Genomic DNA, 22643 nt, shown 5'->3' on the forward strand with positions numbered 1-22643 from the left:
AGGAGAGAGACTATTCGTTGGACGGGCCTCGCGCCAAGGCGTCTGCTGACATCCCAGAATTCCAGGGGATGAACCGGACATGGCTGACCTTCGCGGGCTGAGACCCGTCGCGCCCATCCTCATCGGCGCCTCGGTCCTCCTCAGCCTCGCCATGGGGCTGCGGCAGAGCCTTGGCCTCTTCATGCAACCGGCGGTGCAGGACATCGGCATCGCCGTCTCGCAATTCACCCTGGCCGTCGCGGTGCAGAACCTGGCCTGGGGCTTCCTGCAGCCCTTCGCCGGGGCGATCGCCGGGCGCTACGGCTTCCGTCCGGTGCTGATGGTGGGCGTGCTCGCCTATCTCGCCGGGCTGGCGCTGCTGGGGCTGGCGCATTCGGCCCTCATGGTGACGCTCGGGGCGGGGGTGCTGATCGGCCTGGCGCTGGCTTGCACCGCCTCGGGCATGGCGCTCTCCGTTGCCTCCCGTCCCGTCTCGCCGGCCTTGCGCAGCACGGTGCTCGGCATCGTCTCGGCGGCCGGCTCGCTCGGGGCGCTGATCGCGGCGCCCATCGGGCAGATCCTCTCGGCCGGCTATGGCTGGCGCATCGGCGTCGCCGGCTTCTTCCTGCTCGGCCTCGCCATGCTGCCCGCGGCCTGGGCAGCGGGGCGGGTCGACAAGGTGAAGCTGCCGCCGGCGCGGGACGATGCGACGACGGCCGGCGCCGCCTTCGGCCTCGCCATGCGGCACGGGCCCTTCCTCGTCATGTCGGGGGCCTATTTCATCTGCGGGCTGCAACTCGTCTTCCTCACCACCCACCTGCCCTCCTACCTGCAGATCTGCGGCATGGACCCGATGCTGGCGGCCCAGGCCCTGGCGGCGATCGGTGGCTTCAACGTGCTCGGCAGCCTGTTCTTCGGCTGGGCCGGCGGGCGCTGGTCGAAGCCGGCGCTGCTGGGCGGCATCTACCTGATGCGCTCGCTGGTGCTCGCCTGGTACTTCGCCGTGCCGCCGACGCCGGAGAGCACGCTGGTCTTCGCCTCCCTCATGGGCTTCCTCTGGCTCGGCGTGGCGCCGCTGGTGGGTGGGATGACGGCGGAGATGTTCGGGCTGCGCTGGCAGGCGATGGTGCAGGGCCTCGCCTTCACCAGCCATCAGGTCGGCAGCTTCCTCGGCGCCTTCGGCGGCGGGCTGATCTTCGACCAGCTTGGCTCCTACGACCTGGCCTGGAAGCTTGGGGTCGGGATGGGGCTGGTCGCCGGGACGATCCAGATGCTGGCCGCCCTGCCGCGGTGGCCGGGTGCGGCAAGACCGGCCGCCGCCTGATACGAGAAAGGGGCCCCGGCCTTCCGGCCGGGACCCCCTTCAACCCGTCACGCCTGGGCGCGAGGGTCTTATTCCTTCAGGCTGACCGCCTGCCGCCCGCGCTGGCCATCGCGCACGTCGAGCGCGACCTTCTCGCCCTGCTGCACATCGGCCTTGCCGGCGCGCTGCAATACGGAGGAATGCAGGAAGACATCCTGCCCGCCATCATCCGGGGTGACGAAGCCGAAGCCGCGCACCTGGTCGAACCACTTGACGGTGCCGTTCACCGCGTAGGTCGGCCCGCCCGCATCGCGGTCACCGAAATCGCGCCGCGGAGGACGGTCGCCGAAGCCCGCGCGCGGGGCGCCGAAGCCGCCGCCGCCCGCACCGAAGTCGCGCCGCGGGGGACGATCGCCGAAGCCGCCGCCGCCGAAGTCGCGCCGTGGGGGACGGTCGCCGAACCCACCGCCGCCGAAATCACGCCGCGGCGGGCGATCGCCGAAGCCGCCTTCCCGGAAGGGACGCCGCGCCGCGCCGGATGCTGCCGCCCCGCCGCCCTCGCCGAGCCGACGCTCGGTGATGCGGGTAACCAACCTGCGGCCTTGTCGATCCGTGCCGATCTCGCAGACCAGGGTATCGCCGGTTTCAGGGGGCTCGATCCCGGCCTCGGTCAGGGCCGAGGCGTGGAAGAACACGTCCTGTCCGTCGGGGCCAAGCACGAAGCCGAACCCTTTGCGGGCATTGTACCATTTCACCTGGGCTTCGACGGGCCCGGCGCCGCCCTGGATGTCGCTGTCGGAAGGCACTTGCTGATTGATCCGTATCTAGGTCGAACGGCCCACGAGGATGCAGTACCGCTACTTGGAAGGATGACATTGACGCTGCGACAAAGCGAGCACGAAATCATTCGAATCGGCGCGGGTCATAGGGTGCCAGATCGATCTCCGCTGGTTGCCCCGTCAGCATCTGCGCCACCAGCCGGCCAGTGCGCGGCGCCGAGACAAGGCCGACATGCCCATGGCCGAAAGCATGAACGACATCCGCCGTGGCGCGGGAAGGGCCGAGGCAGGGCAGCCCGTCCGGCATGCTTGGGCGGTGGCCCATCCAGAATTTCACCCGCTCCGCCGGCAGGTCGCGCGGCAAGCCGGGGAAGCTGCGCAGCAGGTGGTCGCGGAGGATCTCGGCGCGTTTCCAGTTGGGCAGGGCCTCGATGCCGGCGATCTCCACCTGGCCGGCACAGCGCAGGCCACGCGCCGTCATGGTGACGGACATCTTGCCATCGGATGGCATCAGCGGCGTGCGCGGCCCGGTCTCGGCGCCCTCGATCATCGCGTGGTAGCCGCGCTCGGTCTCGAGCGGCACGGCATCCCCCACCGCGGCGGCAAGCGGCCGCGAATGGGCGCCGGCGGCGATGACGGCGCGATCGGCCGCGACCTCCCCCGCCTCCGTCCGCACCGCGCGCAGGCGGCCGGCCTCGATGCGGAAGCCCGTCGCACGGGCCGTGATGCGCTGCGCCCCCTCCGCCTCGGCCAGCGCCACCAGCGCCGCGACATAGGCGCCTGGATCGCGGCAGTGCCCGCCCTCCTCCACCAGCGTGGCGAAGCCGTAGCGCCGGTCGAGCTCCGGCTCGCGCTGGCGCAGCTCCTCGGCGGAGAGCTCGATCCACTCGATGCCGACCTGCCGGCGGATGCGCCAGGCCATCGCCTCCGCCTCATATTCCGCGCGGGAAGGGTAGATGTACATCAGCCCCCGCCGCTCGATGAGGTGGCCGACGCCCGCCGCTTCGGCCAGCGCAGCGTGCAGCGCCGGCGCCCCCTGCAGCAGCGCCCGCAGCGCTTGGGCCGTCCTCAGCACCCGCGCCTCGGTCCAGCCGGAGGCGAGGTAGCGGAACAGCCAGGGCACCACCTTTGGGAAGTACCCCCAGCGGATGGCCAGCGGGCCGAGCGGGTCCGCGAGGAAGCCCGGCACCTTCCGCCACAGCCCCGGCACGGCGGGCGGGATGACGGACATCGGGCTCAGCCAGCAGCCATTGCCGTAGCTGGCCGACTGCTCGCCGCCCGGCGGCCCCGGCTCGACGATCGTCACCTCATGGCCGGCCCGCAGCAGCTCCAGCGCCGTGCAGGCGCCGAGGATGCCGCCACCGATGACGACGCTTCGGGTCATCGCTGCACCCGCCCAGGATCGCCCCCGGCCAGGAGCGAGACATGGGCGGAAACCACCCGCCAGCCCTGCTCCGGCAGCCGCACCATGATCTTCGTCTCCCGCCCGACCAGGCCACTATCGGTCCGCTCGTATTCCAGGTGGGTGCATGCGACGTCCGGCCCGAAGCTGGTGATGTGGACCCGGCGGGTCGCTCGTGGCGCATAGCGCGCGACGCTGGCCCGGAAGGCACGGATCGCCTCGATCCCGTAGAGGATCTCCGTGATGCCGAAGCGCACCGTGCGCGGATCGGCCCAGAAGCAGGCATCCAACATGGCGGCGTCATTGCCGGCGATGGCCGCCTCGTAGCGGTCGAAGAGGGCGCGGGCTTCGGCGATCACCGCCGGGTCGTCGATCTGCATGTGGCAAGGATGCCGCGCTGGTGCTTGCCGCGCAAAGATTACACGCAGTTCATGTGCAGTGGCTCACGGAATACTGAATACTGGTTAGATCACGCTTTCGTGGGACCAGTCATGTTGGACGCCCTGCCCGCCCGCCCCGCTTCTCCCGCCGCGCTCGGCCTCCACAGCCTCGCGGACCAAGGCTTCCTGTTCGCCACGGGCATCGAGAACAGCGCCCCGACCATCGATGGCGGCCGAATCCGGCGCGACCAGATGGCCGAATGCGGTCATTACGACCGCTGGCGCGAAGACCTCGCCCTGGTGAAGGAGATCGGCTGCGGCGTGCTGCGCTACGGCCCGCAGCTCCACACCACGCTCCGCGGCCCCGGCCTGCACGACTGGGCCTTCGCCGACGAGACCTTCGCCGAGGTCCGCCGCCTCGGCATCTTGCCCGTGGTCGATCTCTGCCATTTCGGCGTGCCCGACTGGATCGGCGACTTCCAGAACCCGGAATTCCCGGAGCTCTTCGCCGCCTATGCCGAGGCCTTCGCCCGCCGCTTCCCCTGGGTGCAGCTCTACACCCCGGTGAACGAGATGTTCATCACCGCCGTCTTCTCCGCCAAATACGGCTGGTGGAACGAGCAGCGGACCGATGACCGCAGCTACGTCACCGCCATCAAGAACGTCGTGCGCGCCAACGTCATGGCGATGCAGGCGATCGTGCGGGTGCGGCCGGATGCGATCTTCATCCAGTCCGAATCGACCGAGCAGTTCCATGCCGAATGTCCGGATTCGCTGCTCCATGCCGACCACCGCAACGCCGAGCGCTTCCTGACGCTCGACCTGAACTACGGCCACCGCGTCTGCTCCTCGATGTACGAGTACCTGATGGACAACGGGATGACGCGGGAGGAGTACCACTTCTTCCAGCGCTCGGCCCCGGCGCTGAAGCGCCACTGCATCATGGGCAATGACTGGTACGCGACCAACGAGCACATCATCGGCTCCAACGGCCACAGCCGCTGGGCCGGCGAGGTCTTCGGCTACGACACCGTGACGCGCGACTACCATACCCGCTACGGCCTGCCGATCATGCACACCGAGACCAACATGGACGAGGGCCCGCGCGGCGACGAGGCCGAGCGCTGGCTGTGGAAGCAGTGGTCGGGCCTGATGCGCCTCCGCCGCGATGGCGTGCCCATCCTCGGCTTCACCTGGTACTCGCTGACCGACCAGATCGACTGGACCCACGCGCTGCGCGAGCGCCGCGGCGACGTGAACCCGCGCGGCCTCTACGACCTCGACCGCAAGATCCGGCCGGTCGGGCGTGCCTATCAGCGACTGATCGAGGGCTGGCGGCCGGTGCTGGCGCAGCAGGGCCATTGCCTCAGGCTGCCGGTGACGGCCGCCTGATGCGGAACGGGGCTGCCGGCCCGGCTATTCGGGCCGCAGCCCCATCCGCTGGACCACCTCGGTCCATTTCCTCACCTCGGCGGCAAGGTAATCGCCGAAGGCTTCGGGCGGCCCGCTCTGCGGCTGGATGCCCTGGCGGGCCAGGGCACCGCCGACATCCGGCCGCGCCATCGCATCCCGCATCGCCGCGTTCAGCCGGGCGATGACCGGGACCGGGGTGCCGGCGGGGGCGAGCACGCCGCCCCAGCTCACGGTCTCGAAGCCCGGCACCGTCTCGGCGATGGCCTGCAACTCGGACGCTTCCGGCACCCGCTGGAGGGAGGTAACGGCGATGCCCCGCACCCGTCCGGACTGCACATGCGGCAGCAGCACCGGCACCGTGTCGAAATTCACCGGGATGACGCCGGCGATGAGGTCGGCCGTTGACGGCGCGCTGCCGCGATAGGGCAGATGGGTGAGCTCGATGCCGGTCAGGCTCTTCAGCAGCTCCATCGCCATGTGGCCGGCCGAGCCGATGCCGGCGGACCCGTAGCTGAGTGCACCCGCCCGCTCCCGCGCATGGGCGAGGAATTCCGGAAAGTTCCACACCGGCACGGCCGGGTTGACCGCCATGATCTGCGGAACGACGGACACCGCCATGACGGGCGCGAAATCGGCGATCGGATCGAAGGGGGTGCGGCTGCCGTAGAGGGCGGGGCCCATGCCGTTCGGCCCGGCATTGCCCATCAGCAGGGTATAGCCGTCCGGTGCGCTGCGGGCGACGAGCTCGGCGGCGATGAAACCGTTGGCGCCGGGCCGGTTCTCGACGATGAGAGTCTGGCCGAGCGAGGCTGTCAGATGCGGAGCCATCAGGCGGGCGATGATGTCGCTCGCCCCGCCCGGCGGATAGGGGATGACCATGCGGACCGGCCGCTGCGGCCATTCCCCTTGCGCGAGCGCCGGGCTGGCGAGCGCCAACCCGCCGAGGACGAGGCCGCGGCGGGTGGCGCTCACCGGCGTCAACCCGCCGCGGCGATGGCGCGCTTCGCCATGACCGTCACGAGATGGGCACGGTACTCGGCGCTGCCGTGGATGTCGCCGTTCAGCCCATCGGCCGGCTGCGTTACCCCGGCGACGGCGTCCGGCGACCAGTTGGCCGTCAACGCCTTCTCCATATCCGCCTGGCGGAAGACGCCAGGGCCGGCGCCGTTGATCGCCACCCGCACCGCGCCGCCGGTCTTGGCGACGAAGGCGCCGGCCATCACGTAGCGGCTGGCCGGGTTGCGCATCTTGGCATAGCCGGCCTTCTCCGGGATCGGGAACTCGATCGCCACCAGCAGCTCGCCCGGCTCCAGCGCCGTGGTGAACATGCCTTGGAAGAAGTCATCCGCCGCGATGCGCCGCTTGTCGGTGACGATGGTCGCGTTCAGCCCGAGGACCGCCGAAGGGTAGTCCGCCGCCGGGTCATTGTTGGCGACGCTGCCGCCGATCGTGCCGCGGTTGCGCACCTGGGTGTCGCCGATGGTGCCGGCCATCTGGGCCAGCGCCGGGATCGCCGCCTTCACCTCGGGGCTGGTCGCCACCTCGACATGCTTCGCCAGCGCGCCGATGACGAGCTTGTTGCCCTCCCGCTTGATCCCCCTCAGCTCGGCGATGCCGGAGAGGTCGACGACGGAAGTCGGCTTGTTCAGCCGGTGCTTCAGCGCCGGCAGCAGGGTCTGGCCGCCCGAGATCGGCCGCGCATCGGGGTCGGCCGAGAGCAGTTTCACCGCATCCGCCAGCGAGCCGGGCTTGTGGTACTCGAAGTCATACATCGCTCGATCCCCTGATTATTCCGCGGCCATGGCCGGCCGGCTTGCGTTGATGATGCCCCAGATCTTCGCGGCCGTCGCCGGCATCTCGATGTGCCGGACGCCGTATTCCTTCAGCGCATCGACCACGGCGTTGATCACCGCCGGCGGCGAGCCGATCGCCCCCACCTCGCCGCAGCCCTTCACCCCGAGCGGGTTGTGGGTACAGAGGGTGGTGTGCGTTGCGACGCTCACCATCGGCAGGTCGTTCGCCCGCGGCATCTGGTAGTCCATGAAGCTTGCCGAGACGAGCTGCCCCTCGCTGTCATAGACGCAGGATTCGAGCAGCGCCTGGCCGATGCCCTGCGCCACGCCGCCCTGTACCTGGCCCTCGACGATCATCGGGTTGATGACGCGCCCGACATCGTCAACGGCGGTGAAGTTGACCACGGTGGTGATGCCCGTCTCCGGCTCGATCTCCACCTCGCAGATATGGCAGCCGCCGGGATAGGTGAAGTTCTTCGGGTCGTAGAAGGCGGTCTCGTCGAGGCCTGGCTCCAGCTCCTCGATCGGGTAATTGTGCGGCACATAGGCGGTCAGCGCGATCTCGGCCCAGGACCTGGTCTTGTCCGTGCCGGCGACGCGGAAGGTACCGCGGTCGAACTCCACATCCTCGACCGAGGCCTCCATCAGATGCGCCGCGATGCGCCTGGCCTTGGCAACGATCTTGTCCATTGCCTTCACCATGGCCGAGCCGCCGACCGCGAGGCTGCGGCTGCCATAGGTGCCCATGCCGAAGGGAATCTTGGCGGTGTCGCCATGCACGACATCGACCTGCGCCAGCGGCACGCCGAGCCGGTCGGTGACGAGCTGGGCGAAGGTCGTCTCATGGCCCTGGCCGTGGCTGTGGGTGCCCGTCAGCACGGTGACGCTGCCCGTCGGATGCACCCGGATGGTGCCGACCTCGTACAGCCCCGCCCTGGCCCCGAGCGAGCCCACCACCGCCGAGGGCGCGATGCCGCAGGCCTCGACATAGGTGGAGATGCCGATGCCGCGCAGCCTTCCGCGCGCCTTGGCCTCCGCCCGCCTCGCCTCGAAGCCGGCCCAGCCGGCGGCCTCCAGCGCCTGGTCCAGCGTGGCCTGATAGTCGCCGCTGTCATATTGCAACGCGACCGGCGTCTGGTAGGGGAAGGCATCGGCGGGGATGAAATTGCGCCGGCGGATCTCGACCCGGTCCATCCCCGTCTCGGCTGCCGCCACATCGACAAGGCGTTCCAGCAGGAAGGTCGCCTCCGGCCGCCCGGCGCCGCGATAGGCATCGACGGGGACGGTGTTGGTGAAGACCGCCTTCACCTCCGCATAGACGGTCGGAGTGGCATACACGCCCGACAGCAGCGTCGCATAGAGATAGGTCGGAACACTCGTTGCGAAGGTCGAGAGGTAGGCGCCCATATTGGCGAGCGTCCGGACGTGCAGGGCGAGGAATTTGCCGTCGGCATCCATCGCCAGCCGCGCCTTGGTCACATGGTCCCGCCCATGCGCATCGGTGATGAAGCTCTCCGTGCGCTCGGCTGTCCACTTCACCGGCCGCTTCACGCGGCCCGCGGCCCAGGTGACGATCGCCTCCTCGGCATAATGGAAGATCTTGGACCCGAAGCCGCCGCCCACATCCGGCGCCACGACCCGCAGCTTGTGCTCCGGCAGGTGAAGGACGAAGGCGCCCATCAGCAGCCGGATCACGTGCGGGTTCTGGCTGGTGGTGTAGAGGGTGTAGTCCTCCGTCGTCGGGTCGTAGTCGCCGATGGCCGCGCGGGGCTCCATCGCATTCGGCACCAGCCGGTTGTTCACCAGATCGAACTCGACGACCTTCGCGGCCTTGATGAAGGCCGCCTCGTTCACTGCCTTGTCGCCGATATGCCAGTCGTAGCAGATATTGCCGGCGACATCGTCATGCACCAGCGATGCGCCCGGGGCGAGCGCCGCCTCCAGGGTGGCGACGGCCGGCAATACCTCGTACTCGACCTGGATGGCCTCGGCCGCGTCCTTCGCCTGGGCCCGGGTCTCCGCGATCACCGCCGCGACGGCATCGCCGACGAAGCGCACCTTGCCGACCGCCAGCACGGGGTGCATCGGCTCCGCCATCGGCGTGCCGTCCTTGTTGTGGATCTGCCAGCCGCAGGGGATGCCCCCGAGGTCGGGCATGTCGGCCCCGGTGAAGATGGCAACCACGCCCGGCATGGCCGCGGCCGCCGCGGTGTCGATGGAGGTGATGCGCCCATGGGCATGCGGGCTGCGTAGGATGGCCGCATAGGTCTGGCCGGGCCGGTTGATGTCATCCGTGTACTGGCCGCGGCCGGAGAGGAAGCGCAGGTCCTCCTTGCGCTTCACGCTGGCGCCGATGCCTTCGAACGGGGTCACGACATTCATTGCAACGCCTCCCTGGGTGCTGCTGCCCCGCCTTTGCGGCAGGATCTCTTATGGGGCGCGCGGGGGATGCCGCGCGCCCATGCGGCGGTGCCTTATTCGGCCGCCGGAGCCAGGGTCTGCGCCCGGCCATGCATCACGTCCTGCGCCGCGGCGATCGCCTTGACGATGTTGTGGTAGCCCGTGCAGCGGCAAAGATTGCCTTCCAGCCCCTCGCGGATCTCCTTCTCGGACATCCCGTCGGGGTGCTTCTGCACCAGGTCGATGGCCGACATCACCATCCCCGGCGTGCAGAAGCCGCATTGCAGGGCATGGTACTCGCGGAAGGCCTCCTGCATCGGGTGCAGCGTGCCGTCCGGCTTGGCCAGGCCCTCGATGGTCGTCACCTGGCTGCCATTGGCCTGAAGGGCCAGGATGGTGCAGGCCTTCACGCTCTCGCCATCCACATGGACGACGCAGGCGCCGCACTGGCTGGTGTCGCAGCCCACATGCGTGCCGGTGAGGCGCAGTTTCTCCCGCAGCAGCTCCACCAGGAGCGTGCGGCCCTCGACATCGACCGTGCTGGTCTTGCCGTTCACGGTCAGCGTTACTTGCGGCATGCCGCGCCTCCCCCGATCCATTGGAAATCCGACGCCCCGCGCAACGAGGGGCATCCGTGGGTGGAAAGGTCGCCTCGCACCCGGCTTCCGTCAAGGACCAGAGCGGGAGATCAGCCGCGTCCGGCTGTCTCGGGTGCCGGAATCAGGCGTTTCCGCCCCCGCGTGGCCAGCACCAACCCCCCGAGCAACAGCGTGCCGACCGGCCAGACGAGCCAAAGCGTGCCGATGGCCATCGCCCCGAACAGCCCGGCCCCCATCGCCACCTCGGGGTCTGGCCCTGACAGATAGGGTGTGACGGCCGCGCAGGTGCCGAGGCTGCCAACCAGCATCAGCAGCTGGAAGCCCCAGAAGCACCATTTCACCACCCGGCCGAAGCGGCTGCGCCGCTCCCGCACCTCCAGCAGGACCGGCTCTGCCATGGGTCAGACGGCGAGCAGCGCCTGCCCCTTGGCCACCGCCAGCGGGTTCCGGTCCGCCGAGAGGTCGTGCAGGTGGCAGGCCGCAAGGTGCCCCGCCTCCAGCGCGGTCGGCACCGGGCGCAGCGGCGGCTCCTCGACCCGGCAGCGGTCGAAGGCATAGGGGCAGCGGGTGTGGAAGCGGCAGCCCTTGGGCGGGTTGATCGGGCTCGGCACGTCGCCCTTGAGGATGACCCGCTCGCGCGCCTTGCCCGGCATCGGCACCGGCACGGCGGAGAGCAGCGCCTCGGTATAGGGGTGCTTCGGCGCGGCGAAGAGGCTGCGCTTCGGCGCCACCTCGGCGATCTTGCCGAGATACATCACCGCCACCCGATGCGTCATGTGCTCGACGATCGCCAGGTCATGGCTGATGAAGAGCAGGGCGAGGCCGAGCCGCTCCTGCAGCTCCTGCAGCAGGTTGACGATCTGCGCCTTCACCGAGACGTCGAGCGCCGACACGGCCTCGTCGCAGATGATGAGGTCCGGCTCGGCTGCGAGCGCCCGGGCGATGCCGATTCGCTGCCGCTGCCCGCCGCTGAACTCGTGCGGCCAGCGGTTCACCGCGTCGCGCGGCAGCCGCACCGTGTCCATCAGCTTGCCGACCTTCTCCTCCAGCTCGGCACCGCTCCGCGCCAGGCCGAAGTTATGGATCGGCTCGGCCAGGATGTCGCGCACCCGCATGCGCGGGTTGAGCGAGGAGAAGGGATCCTGGAAGACCACCTGCATGCGCCGCCGCAGCGGCCGCAGCACGCTCGACGACATGTCGTCGATCCGCTTGCCGTCCAGCACCACCTGCCCGGCGGTGATGGGGAAGAGCTTGAGGATCGCCTTGCCGACGGTTGACTTGCCGCAGCCGCTCTCGCCGACGAGGGAGAGGGTCTCGCCCTTGTTGATGTGGAAGGAGATGCCGTCCACCGCGTAGACATGGCCGGTGACGCCGCCGAAGAAGCCGCCCTTGATAGGGAAATGCTTCTTCAGGTCCTGGACATCGAGCAGCGGGGAGCTCATGCGGCGATCGCCCCTTCCTTGAGTGCGTAGTGGCAGGCGGCGACGTGGCGCGGCGCCTTCTCCTCGAGCGCCGGCGCCACCTTCACGCAGAGATCGGTCGCATGCGGGCAGCGCGAGGCGAAGACGCAGCCGGGGATCTTCTGCTTGAGGCTCGGCACCAGGCCGGGGATCTCGGCAAGCCGCGTCTCCGTACCCGTCAGCGAGGAGCCGAGCTTCGGCATCGAGCCGAGCAGCCCCTGGGTATAGGGGTGGCGCGGGGTGTTGAAGAGCTCGACGACCGGCGCTTCCTCAACCTTCTTGCCGGCATACATGACCACCACCCGCTCCGCGACCTCGGCAACCACGCCGAGGTCATGGGTGATGAGCACGATGGCGGCGCCGACGGTGTTCTTCAGCCCGCGCATCAGCTCGAGGATCTGCGCCTGGATGGTGACGTCGAGCGCCGTGGTCGGCTCGTCGGCGATCAGCAGCTTCGGGTTGCAGGCCAGCGCAATGGCGATCATCACACGCTGGCGCATGCCGCCCGAGAGCTGGTGCGGATATTCGCGCACGCGCCGCCCCGGCTCCGGGATGCCGACCAGCTTCAGCATCTCGACGGCCTTGGCCTCGGCGTCACGCGCCGAGAGGCCCTGGTGCAGGCGCAGCGTCTCGCCGATCTGCCGGCCGATATTCAGCACCGGGTTCAGCGAGGTCATCGGCTCCTGGAAGATCATGCTGATCTCGTTGCCGCGGATGGCACGCATCTCGGGCTCGGAGAGCTTCAGCAGGTCCTTGCCCTGGAAGCGGATGGAGCCGGCGATCTTGCCCGGCGGCTCCGGGATGAGGCGGAGGATCGACATCGAGGTGACGGACTTGCCGCACCCCGATTCGCCGACGATCGCCACCGTCTCCCCGGCGTTGACATGGAAGCTGACGCCATCCACCGCGCGGTTGATGCCATCCGGCGTGCGGAAATGCGTCTGCAGGTTCTCGACGACGAGAAGCGGCTCGGCCATGGCTCAGACCCTCTTTGCCATGCGCGGATCGAGCGCGTCGCGCAGGCCGTCGCCGAGCAGGTTGATCGCGAGCACCGTGATCGACAGGAACACCGCGGGGAAGAAGACGATATAGGGCTTCACCTGCCAGAGGGCCCGGCCCTCGGCCATGATGTTGCCCCAGGAGGGGATGATCGGCGGCGTGCCCGCGCCGATGAAGGAGAGGATCGCCTCCGTGATCATTGCCGCGCCGCAGACATAGGTCGCCTGCACGGTGATGGGCGCGAGCGTATTGGGCAGGATGTGCCGCAGGATGATGCGCGGCGTCCGGCTGCCCGCGGCGACGGCGGCATCCACATAGGGCTGCTCGCGGAGCGAGAGCACCACGCCGCGCACCAGGCGCGAGACGCGCGGGATCTCGGCGATGGTGATGGCGAGGATGACGTTCTGCACGCTGCCCCGGGTGAGGGCCATCAGCGCAATGGCGAGCAGGATGGAGGGGATCGACATCATCCCGTCCATGATCCGCATGATGATGCTGTCCGCCCAGCGCACATAGCCGGAGACGAGGCCGATCGTGAGGCCGATCACCGAGGCGAAGAAGGCGACCGAGAAGCCGACGATCAGCGAGATCCGCGCGCCGTAGAGCACGCGGGAATAGACGTCGCGCCCCAGCATGTCGGTGCCGAACCAGTACATGGCCGAGGGCTCGCGCGTGCGCCGCGCCGGCGCCAGGGCGGTCGGGTCGACCGTCCAGAGCAGCGGCGCGAAGACGGCGACGCCGACCATCAGCAGCAGCAGGAAGCCGCCGATGGCCATGGTCGGGTTGCGCCGGACGAAGCCGATGAGGCCCCGCCTTGGCTTCACCGGCGGCAGGACGTCGCCCATCGGCGGAGCCGCGGCGACCTCCTGCGGCGGGGCGGAGGAGAGGACGGCGGAGGACATCAGTAGCGGATCCTCGGATCGAAGAGGGTATAGGCCAGGTCGATCACCAGGTTGACCAACACGTAGACGAAGCTGAACAGCAGCACGACGCCCTGGATCACCGGGTAATCGCGGCGCAGGATGGCATCCACCGTCAGCCGGCCGAGGCCGGGGATGGCGAAGACGCTCTCCGTCACCACCGCGCCGCCGATCAGCAGGGCGATGCCGATGCCGATGACGGTGACGATCGGCACGGCGGCATTCTTCAGCGCATGCAGGAAGAGGATGTTGCGCTGACCGGCGCCCTTAGCGCGCGCCGTGCGGATGTAGTCCTGCTGCAGCACCTCGAGCATGGTCGCCCGGGTGATGCGGGCGATCAGCGCGATATAGACCCCGCCCAGCGCGATGGATGGCAGGATCAAGTTCTCCAGCCAGGGGAAGAAGCCTTCCTCGAACTTCGTGTAGCCCTGCACCGGCAGCCAGTCGAGCTCGAGCGCGAAGATATAGGCCAGCACATAGCCGACGACGAAGACCGGCACCGAGAAGCCGAGCACGGCGAAGCCCATCACCGCGCGGTCGATCCAGCTACCCTGCTTCCAGGCGGCGATGACGCCCATCGGCACGGCGATGCTGACGGCGAGGCAGAGGGTGAGGACCATCAGCGAGACCGTGGGCTCGATCCGCTGCTGAATCATCGTCGTCACCGGCAGGTTGGTGAAGATCGAGACGCCCATGTCGCCGTTGAGGATGTTCCACACCCATTCCCCGAACCGGACCAGGAAGGGCCGGTCGAGGCCAAGCGAGGCGCGGATGCGCTCCACATCCTGCGGCGTCGCCTGGTCGCCGGCGATGACGGCGGCCGGGTCGCCGGGCGCGATGTAGAGCAGGCTGAAGACAAAAAGCGCAACAATGGCCATCACCGGAATGGTGGCCAGGACGCGCCGGACTGCATAGGCGAACATGGCGCCTCCTTACGCTTGAGAGAGTTCCGCGCAACCGGTTTGCGGCTGCGCGAAGCTTCCGATCTTATCCATCACAGTCAAGACTTCGAGACGCCCCAGAAGAAGGGCAGCGGCCCCTTCGCGATGCCCGAGACATTGGCACGCCAGGCCTGGTAGCCGAGGAAGAAGCCGGTCGGCGCATAGACGACGTTGTCGAGCGCCGCCTTGTTCAGCCGCGCGATGACGGCCTTCTCCGCCGCGAGGTCGGGCGCGTCGAACCAGTTCGCCACCTCGGTCTCGACGGCGGGAATGTTGGGCCAGCCGAACCAGGCGCCGTCGCCGCTGGCGCGGATGGCGTTGTAGACGGCCGGGTTGATGCAGTCCGCGCCGGCATGCCAGCTGTGGAACATGCTCCAGCCGCCCTGCCCGACCGGGTTCTTCATGGCGCGGCGCTGGCCCGTGGTGCCCCAGTCGGTCGCGACGAAATCGACGTTGAAGCCGATGCGCTTCAGCAGGTCGGCGGTGACGTCGCCCTGCGCCTTGGTGATCGGCTGGTCCTGCGCGACGACGCAGGTGACGGGCGAGCCGTCGTATCCGCTCTCGGCCAGCAGCTTCTTGGCGGCCTCGAAGTTGCGCGGGCCCTTCAGGATCTCGCCGCCCTCCTCGGTGTAGAGCGGCGTGCCGGGGGTGAAGTAGCCGGGCAGCGGCTTCCACAGCTTGTCGTCGTCGCCGACCAGCGCCCGCATGTAGTCTTCCTGGCTCAGTGCCGTCAGCACCGCGCGCCGCGCCTTCACGTTGTTGAAGGGCTTGGTCGTGTGGTTCATCCGGAAGGTGCCGATGTTGCCGAGCGGGTCGGCGATGTCGACGCGGATGTTGCGGTTGCGGCGGAGCTGCGGCACCAGGTCGGTGATCGGGTTTTCCCACCAGTCGACCTCGCCGTTCTGCAGGGCGGCGGCGGCCGTCGCCGGGTCTGGCATCACCAGCCACTCGATCCGCTCGACCGCCATCCGCTTGCCGCCGGAGAGCCAGGAGTTCGGCTCCTCCCGTGGCACGTAGTCGGCGAATTTCTCGAAGACGGCCCGCGCCCCCGGATTCCACTCGTCGCGCTTGAAGCGCATCGGCCCGCTGCCGATGAACTCGCTGACCTGCTGGAACGGGTCGGTCTTTGCCAGCCGCTCCGGCATCATGAAGCACATCGGCGTGCTGTTCTTGCCGAGCGCCATCAGCAGCTTCGGGTAGGGCTTCTTCAGCACCCAGCGGAAGTTCCGGTCATCGACAGCGACCAGCTCGTTCTGAAGGGCCTTGACCATCAGCCCCATCGGGTCGCGGGCCGACCAGCGGGTGAGGCTCGCCACCACGTCCTTCGCCAGGACCGGCGTGCCGTCATGGAATTTGAGGCCAGGACGCAGGCGGAAATCCCAGGTCAGCCCGTCGGCCGAGACCTGCTCGGCCTCCACCATCTGCCGCTTCGGCGTCAGCGTGTCGTCGAAGCCGTAGAGCGTGTCCCAAACCATGGCCGCGGCGTTGCGGACCACATACTGGGTGCCCCAGATCGGGTCGAAATTGGCGAGGTTCGCCTGCGGCACGAAGCGCAGCGTCCGCGCCGCCGCCCCCTGCGACAGCGCCGGGCCGGCCAGCCCGGACGAGACGCCCACCAGGCCGGCAGCGCCCGTCCCCTTCAGGAAACTCCTGCGATCCATCCTTTGTCGTCCCTCAGCTCCCAGCCGTGCGGTCCGTTCCCGCCCGGTTATCCATCAGCCTGCCTCAGCCTTGGGCATTGCGCCAGCGTACTTACGCGGCGGCAAGGGCCTCGGCCGCGGTCCGGCCAGAACCGCAGCCTGTCTGCTTGCACGGCCCGTGCCACTAGCCCCGCCGGACGTTCCAGAAGATCGGCGGCCCGCCGGTGACGATGTTGGTCAGGCTCCGGCGGAAGGCCTGGGGCGGCCGCAGCAGGCCGAGCGGGATGAAGGGCGCCTCCTCCCAGGCCAGGGCCTGCAACTCCTGCGCGATCTTCCGCTCCGCCCCCTGATCCGGCGCATCGAACCAGGCCTCGCGCAGCGCTTCCCGCCGCGGGCTGGTGGACCAGCCGATCCAGCCCTGGGCGCCGTTGCCGCGAATGGGCTGGTGGCTGCCGGGGACGGAGACGTCCAGCCCCTCCCAGGTGGTGCAGAAGATGTTCCAGCCGCCCTGGGCCGGCGCCTCGCGCTTGGCCCGGCGTTGCACCAGCGTGCCCCAGTCCATGCTCTGCAGGTCGACCTTCATCCCTGCCCGCCGCAGCGTATCCGCCGCCACCTCGGACAGGGCGCTGATGGTCGGGAAGTCCGTCGGCGAGAGGATGACGACCGGCTCGCCCTTGTAGCCGGCCGCGGCCAGCGCCCGTTTCGCCGCTTCCAGGTCGCGCGGCCCGGAGACCGCCTCCATCCCGACATTGCTGGCGAGCGGCGTGCCCGGGGTGAAGGCCCCCGCCGGCACCTGCCACAGCGCCCTGTCCTCGCCGAGCGCCGCCTGCATGAAGGCCGTCTGCTCGATCGCCGGCAGCAGCGCCCGCCGGACCTCCGCCCTGTCGAAGGGCGGGTGCAGGTGGTTGAAACGGATCATCGCCAGCGCGCCGGCCGTGTTCACCACCTCGATGGCGATGTCGCGGTTGCCGCGCAGCACCGGCAGCAGGTCGGCCAACGGCGTCTCCCACCAGTCCACCTCGTTGTTCTGCAAGGCGGCGGCGGCGGTCGCCGGGTCCGGCATCACATGCCACTCGACGCGATCGAAATGCACCACCTTGCCGCCGGCGAGGAAATCCGCCGGCTCGTCCCGCGGCACATAGCCAGGGAAGCGCTCATAGGCCGCCATGCTGCCCGGCACCCATTGCGAGGCGCGGAAGCGGAAGGGCCCGCTGCCGACATACTCGGTGATCTGGGTGAAGGGGTCGGTCTGCGCGATCCGCTCGGGCATGATGGCGCAGATATTGGCCGAAGGCTTGCCGAGCGCCCAGGTCAGCCCCGGCCAGGGCTTCTTGAGCACGAGCTCGAAGCGGTCATCGGCCTTGACCCGCATCTCCTCGAGCAACAGGGCCAGGCGCTGGCCGAGCACGTCGCGCTTCGACCAGCGGGCGATGGAAGCGATGCAGTCCCGGGCCAGCACCGGCTGCCCGTCATGGAAGCGGAGGTCGGCCCGCAGGGTGACGGCATGGACCAGCCCATCGGCCGAAACCTCGTGCCCCGCCGCCATCTGCGGCTTCGACTGGAAGTCACGCCCCATCCCGAAGAGCGTGTCATAGACCATCAACCCATGGTTCCGGGCGAGGGTCGTCGTCGTCCAGACCGGATCGATATTGGCGAGGTTGCCCTGCGGAACGAAGCGGAGGGTCCGGGCATGACCCTGGGCCAGCGCCAGGCGCGGCGCCGCCAGGGCGAGGCCCATGCCCTGCAGCAGGGTGCGACGATGCATGCGGCGTTTCTCCCGGTCCGGTCCGGCGGTGCTTGCCTCAGCCCCGCCGCCTGCGCAACGGGGTTACGCCTTGGACATGTTCCAGAAGACCGTTGCCGGGGTCCTGAAGGCCCCGGTGACGTTCCGCCGCCAGGCTGAGGGCTGCCAGTAGAAGCCGAGCGGGATGTAGGCCATCACCTCCATCGCGCGCTGGTTCAGCGCCTCGGCCACACGCCGCCCCTCGGCCGGGTCCGGAGCATCGACCCAGGCCTGGCGCAGCCGCTCGATCTCGGCATCCTCGGGCCAGCCGAACCAGGCCTGCGGCCCGTTGGCGCGCAGGAAGAGGTGATAGACCGGCAAGGTCAGCGACTGCCCGGAGGAGGTGGTGTGGATAATGCTCCACCCGCCCCGCTCCACCGGCTCCTTGCTCGTCCGCCGCTGCACCAGCGTGCCCCAGTCGGTCGAGACCAGTTCGAGGTTCATCCCCAGCCGCCGCAGGATGTCGGCGGTGACGAGGGAGAGCGCATTGATCTGCGGATAGTCGCCGGGGGCGATCAGCACCACCTTCTCGCCCTTGTAGCCCGCCTGGGCCAGCGCCGCCTTCGCCCGCTCGATGCTGTGCGTCTTCAGCACCTCGCTGCCCACCTCATTGGCGAGCGGCGTGCCGCAGGTGAAGACGCCCTCGCAAGCCTCCCACCCACCCGGCTCGTTGCCGGCGACGGCACTCAGATAGTCGCGCTGGTTCACCGCCATGGCGACCGCGCGCCGGATGGCCGGGTTGTCGAAGGGAGGCTGGAGGCAGTTGAAGCGGCAGATGCCGTAGAAGCCGTCCAGCAGGCGCTGGTCCACCACCACCTGCCGGTTCCGCTTCAGCAGCGGGAGCAGGTCGTGCAGCGGGTATTCCCAATAGTCCTGCTCGCCCGTGGTCATGGCGGAAGCCGCCGTCGCCGGGTCGCTGATGACTGTCCATTCCACCCGGTCGAGCCGCGGCACCCGCCCGCCGGCCAGCCCGTCCACCGGCTCCGGCCGGGCCTCGTAGCCGTCGAACTTGGCCCAGACAGCGCGTTGGCCCGGGTTCCACTCGTCGGGGAGGAAGCGGAAGGGCCCGCTGCCGACCGCCTCCCGCAACTGCTGGAAGGCATCGGTCGCGGCGATCCGCTCCGGCATGACGAAGCAGGGAAACTGCGTCTGCCCGAGCGCCATGGTCAGCAACGGCACCGGCTTCCGCAGGCGGAAGCGGAAGCGCCGGTCGTCCATCGCCTCCACCGCAGCGACGCTCGGCTGCAGCACCTGCATGAAGGGGTCGCGCCGCGCCCAGCGATTGATGCTGGCGACGCAGTCCTTCGCCAGCACCCGCTCGCCATCGTGGAATTTCAGGCCGGTCCGCAGGGTGAAGGTGACGGTCAGCCCATCCGGCTCCGTCACCCAGCCCTCCACCATCTGCGGCCGGATCTCGCCCTTGGCATCCTGAGCGAGCAGCTGGTCATAGACCAGGAAACCGTGGTTGCGGGTGACGACGGCCGTGGTCCAGACCGGGTCGAGGCTGGTGAGGTTCGATTGCGGGATCACCCGCAGCACCTTCGCCGCCCCCTGCGCCAGCACCGGCGCGGGAAGCGCCGCCAACGTGGCCCCTTGCAACAGGCTGCGACGATGCATCGGCTAGCTCCGCTTCAGGTTCCAGAACAGCGCAAAGCCCGGCACGCGACCCGAGAGGTTGCGCCGGAGCGAGGTCATCGAGAGATAGGCACCGACCGGAATGTAGGGCACCTCGTCGAGCGCCGTCAGCTGAATCTCCCGCGCCAGCCTCTGCTGCGCCTCGATGTCCGGCGCGTCGAACCAGGCATCCCGCAGCTCCTCCAGCCGCGGGATGGTCGGCCAGCCGAACCAGGCCGCCGCCCCATTGCCCCGCAGCGGGAAATTGCCCGCCGGGTCGGCGAATTCGAAGGACGAGAATGCGGTGAGGAAGGTGCTCCACCCGCCCTTCTCCACCGGCTCCCGGCTGGCACGGCGCTGGATGACGCTGCCCCAGTCGGTCAGCACGAAGTCGAGGTTCACCTCCAGCTTGCGGAACATGTCCACCGCGACCTGCGTCAGGGCGGCCGGCGCCAGGATGTCGGTCGGGCCGATCAGGCGGATCGGCTGGTTGGCGTAGCCCGCCTCCCTCAGCAGCGCCTTGGAGCGGTCGATGCTGCGCGGGCCGAGCAGCGCCCCCATCCCGGCATCATTGGCCAGCGGCGTGCCGGGCGTGAAGATGCCCATGCTGGAGAAGCCCGCCGGGTCCGGCCCGACGATCGCCGTCATGTAGTCCGACTGGTCCACCGCCGGCAGCAGCGCCTGGCGGATCTTCTTGTCGTTGAAGGGCGGATGCAGGTGGTTGAAGCGGAGGATCGCCGGGTTCGGCAGGATGTCGATCGGCTCCACCACGATCTGCCGGTTGCGGCGGAAGAGCTGCTGGATCTCGGGCGACGGCTGCTCGTACCAGTCGATCTCGCCGGCCTGCAGCGCCGCCGCCGCCGTCGCCGCATCGGTGATGATGTGCCACTCGATGCGGTCGAAATGCGCAACCTTGGGCCCCGCCGTCAGGCTCGCCGCGCCGGAGGAGATCGGCTGGTAGTCCGGGTTGCGCTCATAGGCGACGAAGCTGCCAGAATTGTACTCGCGCGGCAGGAAGCGGAAGGGCCCGCTCCCCACTGTCTCCCGGATCTGCTGGAACGGATCGGTCCGGGCGATCCGCTCCGGCATGATGAAGGCCGCCGGGTTGGACGGGTTGGCGAGCGAGGCGAGCAGCCGCGGGAAGGCGCGCTTCAGCCGGAAGCGCAGCCGCCGGTCGTCGAGCGCGACCAGCTCATCGACCAGCGGCTCGATCTTCTGCCCGTTGGGATTGCGCTTCATCCAGCGCCGGAGGCTGGCGACGCAATCCGTGGCGCGCACCGGCTCGCCGTCATGGAAGCGCAGGCCGTCGCGGAGGGTGAAGGTCCAGGCGCGCCCCTCATCCTCCACCGTGTGCCCCGCTGCCATCTGCGGCTGCGGCTGGAAGCGCGCATCCATGCCGTAGAGCACGTCGTAGACGAGCCAGGCATGGTTGCGGGTGACGTTGGCCGTGGTCCAGATCGGGTCGAGGCTGGTGAGGTTGGCCTGGGGGACGAATTTCAGCACCCGCGCATTGGCGGGCTGGGCCAGGGAGGCGGTGGGCAAGGAGGCGGTGGACAGGGCGGCGGCCGGCAGCGCGGCGGCACCCCCCAACAGGCTACGGCGATGCATGGTCAGGCCTTCCTCGCATTCCAGAACAGCGGCGGACCCTTCAGGACATCGACGAGGCTCCGCCGGTAGGCCGTCATCGGATAGCACTGGCCGAGCGGCAGGGTCGGCACCTCCTCGAAGGCGATCGCCTGCTGCTCCCGCGCCGCCTGCTGCTGCACGGCGAGGTCCGGCGCATCGAACCATGCCGCGCGCTTCGCCTCCAGCCGCTCGGAGCTCGCCCAGCCGAACCAGCCATTGGTGCCGTTGCCGCGGAGCGGCTGGTTGACGCCCGGGTTGATCGTGTCGAAGCCGCCCCAATAGGTGAAGAAGATGCTCCACCCGCCCCTTGATGGCGGCTCGCGGCTGTTGCGCCGCTGCACGACGGTGCCCCAGTCGGACGCGACGAAATCGACGTTCAGCCCGACCTGCTTGAAGAGATCGGCGCCGACCAGGCAGAGCGCGTTGATGATCGGGAAATCGGTGGCGCCGAGCAGCACCACCGGCTCGCCCTTGTAGCCGCTCTCGGCCACCTCCCGCTTCACCTTCTCCAGGTCGCGCGGGCTGGTCAGGGCGCCGAGCCCGGCATCGCTGGCGAAGGGCGTGCCCTCCGGGAAGAAGCCGACCTTGTCCCGCCAGGCACCCCGCTCGCTGCCGAAGGCCGCGGTCATGAAATCGGCCTGGTCGATCGCGCCGAGCAGGGCGCGCCGCAGCTTCGGGTTGTTGAAGGGTGGGTGCAGATGGTTGAAGCGGCCGAAGGCCAGCTGTCCGGCCGGATCCGGCAGTTCGACGGTGATCTCGCGGTTGCGGCGGAGCGGCGGCACCAGGTCGTTCGGCGGGTTCTCCCACCAATCGACCTCGCCCGACTGCAGCGCGGCGGCGGCGGTCGCGCTGTCCGGCGTCACCCGCCACTCGACGCGGTCGAAGAGGGCGCGCTTCGGGCCAGCGGTCCAGGAAGGCGTGCCCTCGCGCGGCACGTAGCCCTCGAACCGCTCATAGACGAAGCGGCTGCCCTGCACACGCTCATCCGCCTTGAAGCGAAAGGGCCCGCTGCCGACGAACTCGGTGATGGGCCGGAAGGCGTCGGTATTGGCCAGCCGCTCCGGCATCATGAAGGGCGTCGGCGAGCCGATCTTGCCGAGCGCGTCCGGCAGCAGGGCAAAGGGCTTCTTCAACCGGAAGACGATCGTGCGGTCATCCGTCGCCACCAGCTCGTCGGTCCGCGCGGCCAGCTCCTGCCCGAGCGGGTCGCGCCGCTGCCAGCGCTTGATCGAGGCCACGCAATCCCGCGCCCGCACCGCCTCGCCATCGTGGAATTTGAGGCCGGGGCGTAGGGTCAGGGTCCAGCGCCTGCCGTCATCCTCGACCCGGTGCCCCTCGACCATCTGCGGCTGCGGCCTGAGCTCGGCATCCAGCCCGTAGAGCGTATCCCAGATCAGGAAGGCATGGTTGCGGGTGACGTAGGCCGTGGTGGTGATCGGGTCGAGGGTGCCGATATCCGATTGGGGGATGAAGCGCAGCACCCGGCTGTTGGCTGGCTGGGCGATCGCAAATCGGGAGAGGGGCGCCGCGGAGGCGGCGCCCAGCAGGGTGCGTCGGTTCATCGTGGTCTCCCCGGAAGCCGGTCGCGCCGGCCGTTCCGGGGAGTGAAGCG

19 protein-coding genes are annotated in these 22643 nt (G+C 69.3%); 2 read left to right on the forward strand and 17 right to left on the reverse strand.

The window, feature by feature from the left end:
* Positions 1 to 79 precede the first annotated feature (79 nt).
* Positions 80 to 1303 (forward strand): MFS transporter, encoded by a 1224-nt coding sequence (locus JMJ56_RS17420; protein ID WP_202833046.1) that lies wholly within the window; start codon positions 80 to 82, stop codon positions 1301 to 1303.
* A gap of 68 nt (positions 1304 to 1371) precedes the next feature.
* On the opposite strand, the gene JMJ56_RS17425 is transcribed toward JMJ56_RS17420, so the two are convergent.
* The 3 genes from JMJ56_RS17425 to JMJ56_RS17435 all read right to left on the reverse strand — a co-directional run bounded on the left by JMJ56_RS17425 (position 1372) and on the right by JMJ56_RS17435 (position 3843).
* Positions 1372 to 2088 carry a cold-shock protein gene (locus JMJ56_RS17425; RefSeq protein ID WP_202833047.1) on the reverse strand — a complete coding sequence of 239 codons (717 nt, stop codon included), beginning with the start codon at positions 2086 to 2088 and terminating at the stop codon, positions 1372 to 1374.
* Between the two features lie 97 nt (positions 2089 to 2185).
* Positions 2186 to 3445, reverse strand: coding sequence for an NAD(P)/FAD-dependent oxidoreductase (locus JMJ56_RS17430; RefSeq protein WP_202833048.1), 1260 nt, complete (start codon positions 3443 to 3445; stop codon positions 2186 to 2188).
* Entirely contained in the window at positions 3442 to 3843 is a 402-nt protein-coding gene (locus JMJ56_RS17435; protein WP_202833049.1) for an AtzH-like domain-containing protein, read from the reverse strand. The genes JMJ56_RS17430 and JMJ56_RS17435 overlap by 4 nt, the downstream gene beginning before the upstream one ends.
* A 111-nt stretch (positions 3844 to 3954) precedes the next feature.
* Here JMJ56_RS17435 and JMJ56_RS17440 point away from each other — a divergent pair, with 111 nt between their 5' ends.
* Positions 3955 to 5235, forward strand: a complete 1281-nt coding sequence (locus tag JMJ56_RS17440; protein ID WP_202833050.1) for a family 1 glycosylhydrolase — start codon at positions 3955 to 3957, stop codon at positions 5233 to 5235.
* A gap of 24 nt (positions 5236 to 5259) precedes the next feature.
* Here JMJ56_RS17440 and JMJ56_RS17445 read toward each other — a convergent pair whose 3' ends face one another.
* The 14 genes from JMJ56_RS17445 to JMJ56_RS17510 all read right to left on the reverse strand — a co-directional run bounded on the left by JMJ56_RS17445 (position 5260) and on the right by JMJ56_RS17510 (position 22593).
* Entirely contained in the window at positions 5260 to 6228 is a 969-nt protein-coding gene (locus JMJ56_RS17445) for a Bug family tripartite tricarboxylate transporter substrate binding protein (RefSeq protein WP_202833051.1), read from the reverse strand.
* Positions 6229 to 6233: 5 nt separating this feature from the next.
* A complete protein-coding gene (locus tag JMJ56_RS17450) occupies positions 6234 to 7028 on the reverse strand; it encodes an FAD binding domain-containing protein (RefSeq protein WP_202833052.1) in 795 nt (264 codons plus the stop codon).
* A 15-nt stretch (positions 7029 to 7043) separates the two neighbouring features.
* Positions 7044 to 9431: a xanthine dehydrogenase family protein molybdopterin-binding subunit gene (locus JMJ56_RS17455; protein ID WP_202833053.1), complete on the reverse strand. Its 2388-nt coding sequence runs from the start codon at positions 9429 to 9431 to the stop codon at positions 7044 to 7046.
* A 92-nt stretch (positions 9432 to 9523) separates the two neighbouring features.
* A complete protein-coding gene (locus JMJ56_RS17460; RefSeq protein ID WP_202833054.1) occupies positions 9524 to 10027 on the reverse strand; it encodes a (2Fe-2S)-binding protein in 504 nt (167 codons plus the stop codon).
* 110 nt (positions 10028 to 10137) lie between these two features.
* Complete coding sequence (locus tag JMJ56_RS17465; RefSeq protein ID WP_202833055.1) at positions 10138 to 10446, reverse strand: hypothetical protein; 309 nt, start codon at positions 10444 to 10446, stop codon at positions 10138 to 10140.
* Between the two features lie 3 nt (positions 10447 to 10449).
* Positions 10450 to 11490 carry an ABC transporter ATP-binding protein gene (locus JMJ56_RS17470; protein WP_202833056.1) on the reverse strand — a complete coding sequence of 347 codons (1041 nt, stop codon included), beginning with the start codon at positions 11488 to 11490 and terminating at the stop codon, positions 10450 to 10452.
* On the reverse strand, positions 11487 to 12485 hold the full coding sequence (locus JMJ56_RS17475) for an ABC transporter ATP-binding protein (RefSeq protein ID WP_043340657.1): 999 nt from the start codon (positions 12483 to 12485) through the stop codon (positions 11487 to 11489). Before JMJ56_RS17475 ends, JMJ56_RS17470 begins: the two co-directional genes overlap by 4 nt.
* A 3-nt stretch (positions 12486 to 12488) precedes the next feature.
* Complete coding sequence (locus tag JMJ56_RS17480; protein WP_202833057.1) at positions 12489 to 13409, reverse strand: ABC transporter permease; 921 nt, start codon at positions 13407 to 13409, stop codon at positions 12489 to 12491.
* A complete protein-coding gene (locus JMJ56_RS17485) occupies positions 13409 to 14350 on the reverse strand; it encodes an ABC transporter permease (protein ID WP_202833058.1) in 942 nt (313 codons plus the stop codon). The genes JMJ56_RS17480 and JMJ56_RS17485 overlap by 1 nt, the downstream gene beginning before the upstream one ends.
* Before the next feature lie 77 nt (positions 14351 to 14427).
* Positions 14428 to 16029, reverse strand: coding sequence for an ABC transporter substrate-binding protein (locus tag JMJ56_RS17490; protein ID WP_202833059.1), 1602 nt, complete (start codon positions 16027 to 16029; stop codon positions 14428 to 14430).
* A 163-nt stretch (positions 16030 to 16192) separates the two neighbouring features.
* Entirely contained in the window at positions 16193 to 17773 is a 1581-nt protein-coding gene (locus JMJ56_RS17495) for an ABC transporter substrate-binding protein (protein ID WP_202833060.1), read from the reverse strand.
* Positions 17774 to 17836: 63 nt separating this feature from the next.
* On the reverse strand, positions 17837 to 19408 hold the full coding sequence (locus JMJ56_RS17500; protein ID WP_202833061.1) for an ABC transporter substrate-binding protein: 1572 nt from the start codon (positions 19406 to 19408) through the stop codon (positions 17837 to 17839).
* Positions 19409 to 19411: 3 nt separating this feature from the next.
* Positions 19412 to 21013 carry an ABC transporter substrate-binding protein gene (locus JMJ56_RS17505; RefSeq protein WP_202833062.1) on the reverse strand — a complete coding sequence of 534 codons (1602 nt, stop codon included), beginning with the start codon at positions 21011 to 21013 and terminating at the stop codon, positions 19412 to 19414.
* A 2-nt stretch (positions 21014 to 21015) separates the two neighbouring features.
* Positions 21016 to 22593, reverse strand: coding sequence for an ABC transporter substrate-binding protein (locus JMJ56_RS17510; RefSeq protein WP_202833063.1), 1578 nt, complete (start codon positions 22591 to 22593; stop codon positions 21016 to 21018).
* Positions 22594 to 22643: the final 50 nt, after the last annotated feature.

It is taken from the genome of Belnapia arida (assembly GCF_016773205.1).
In the GTDB taxonomy this organism is placed as follows: Bacteria; Pseudomonadota; Alphaproteobacteria; order Acetobacterales; family Acetobacteraceae; genus Belnapia; species Belnapia arida.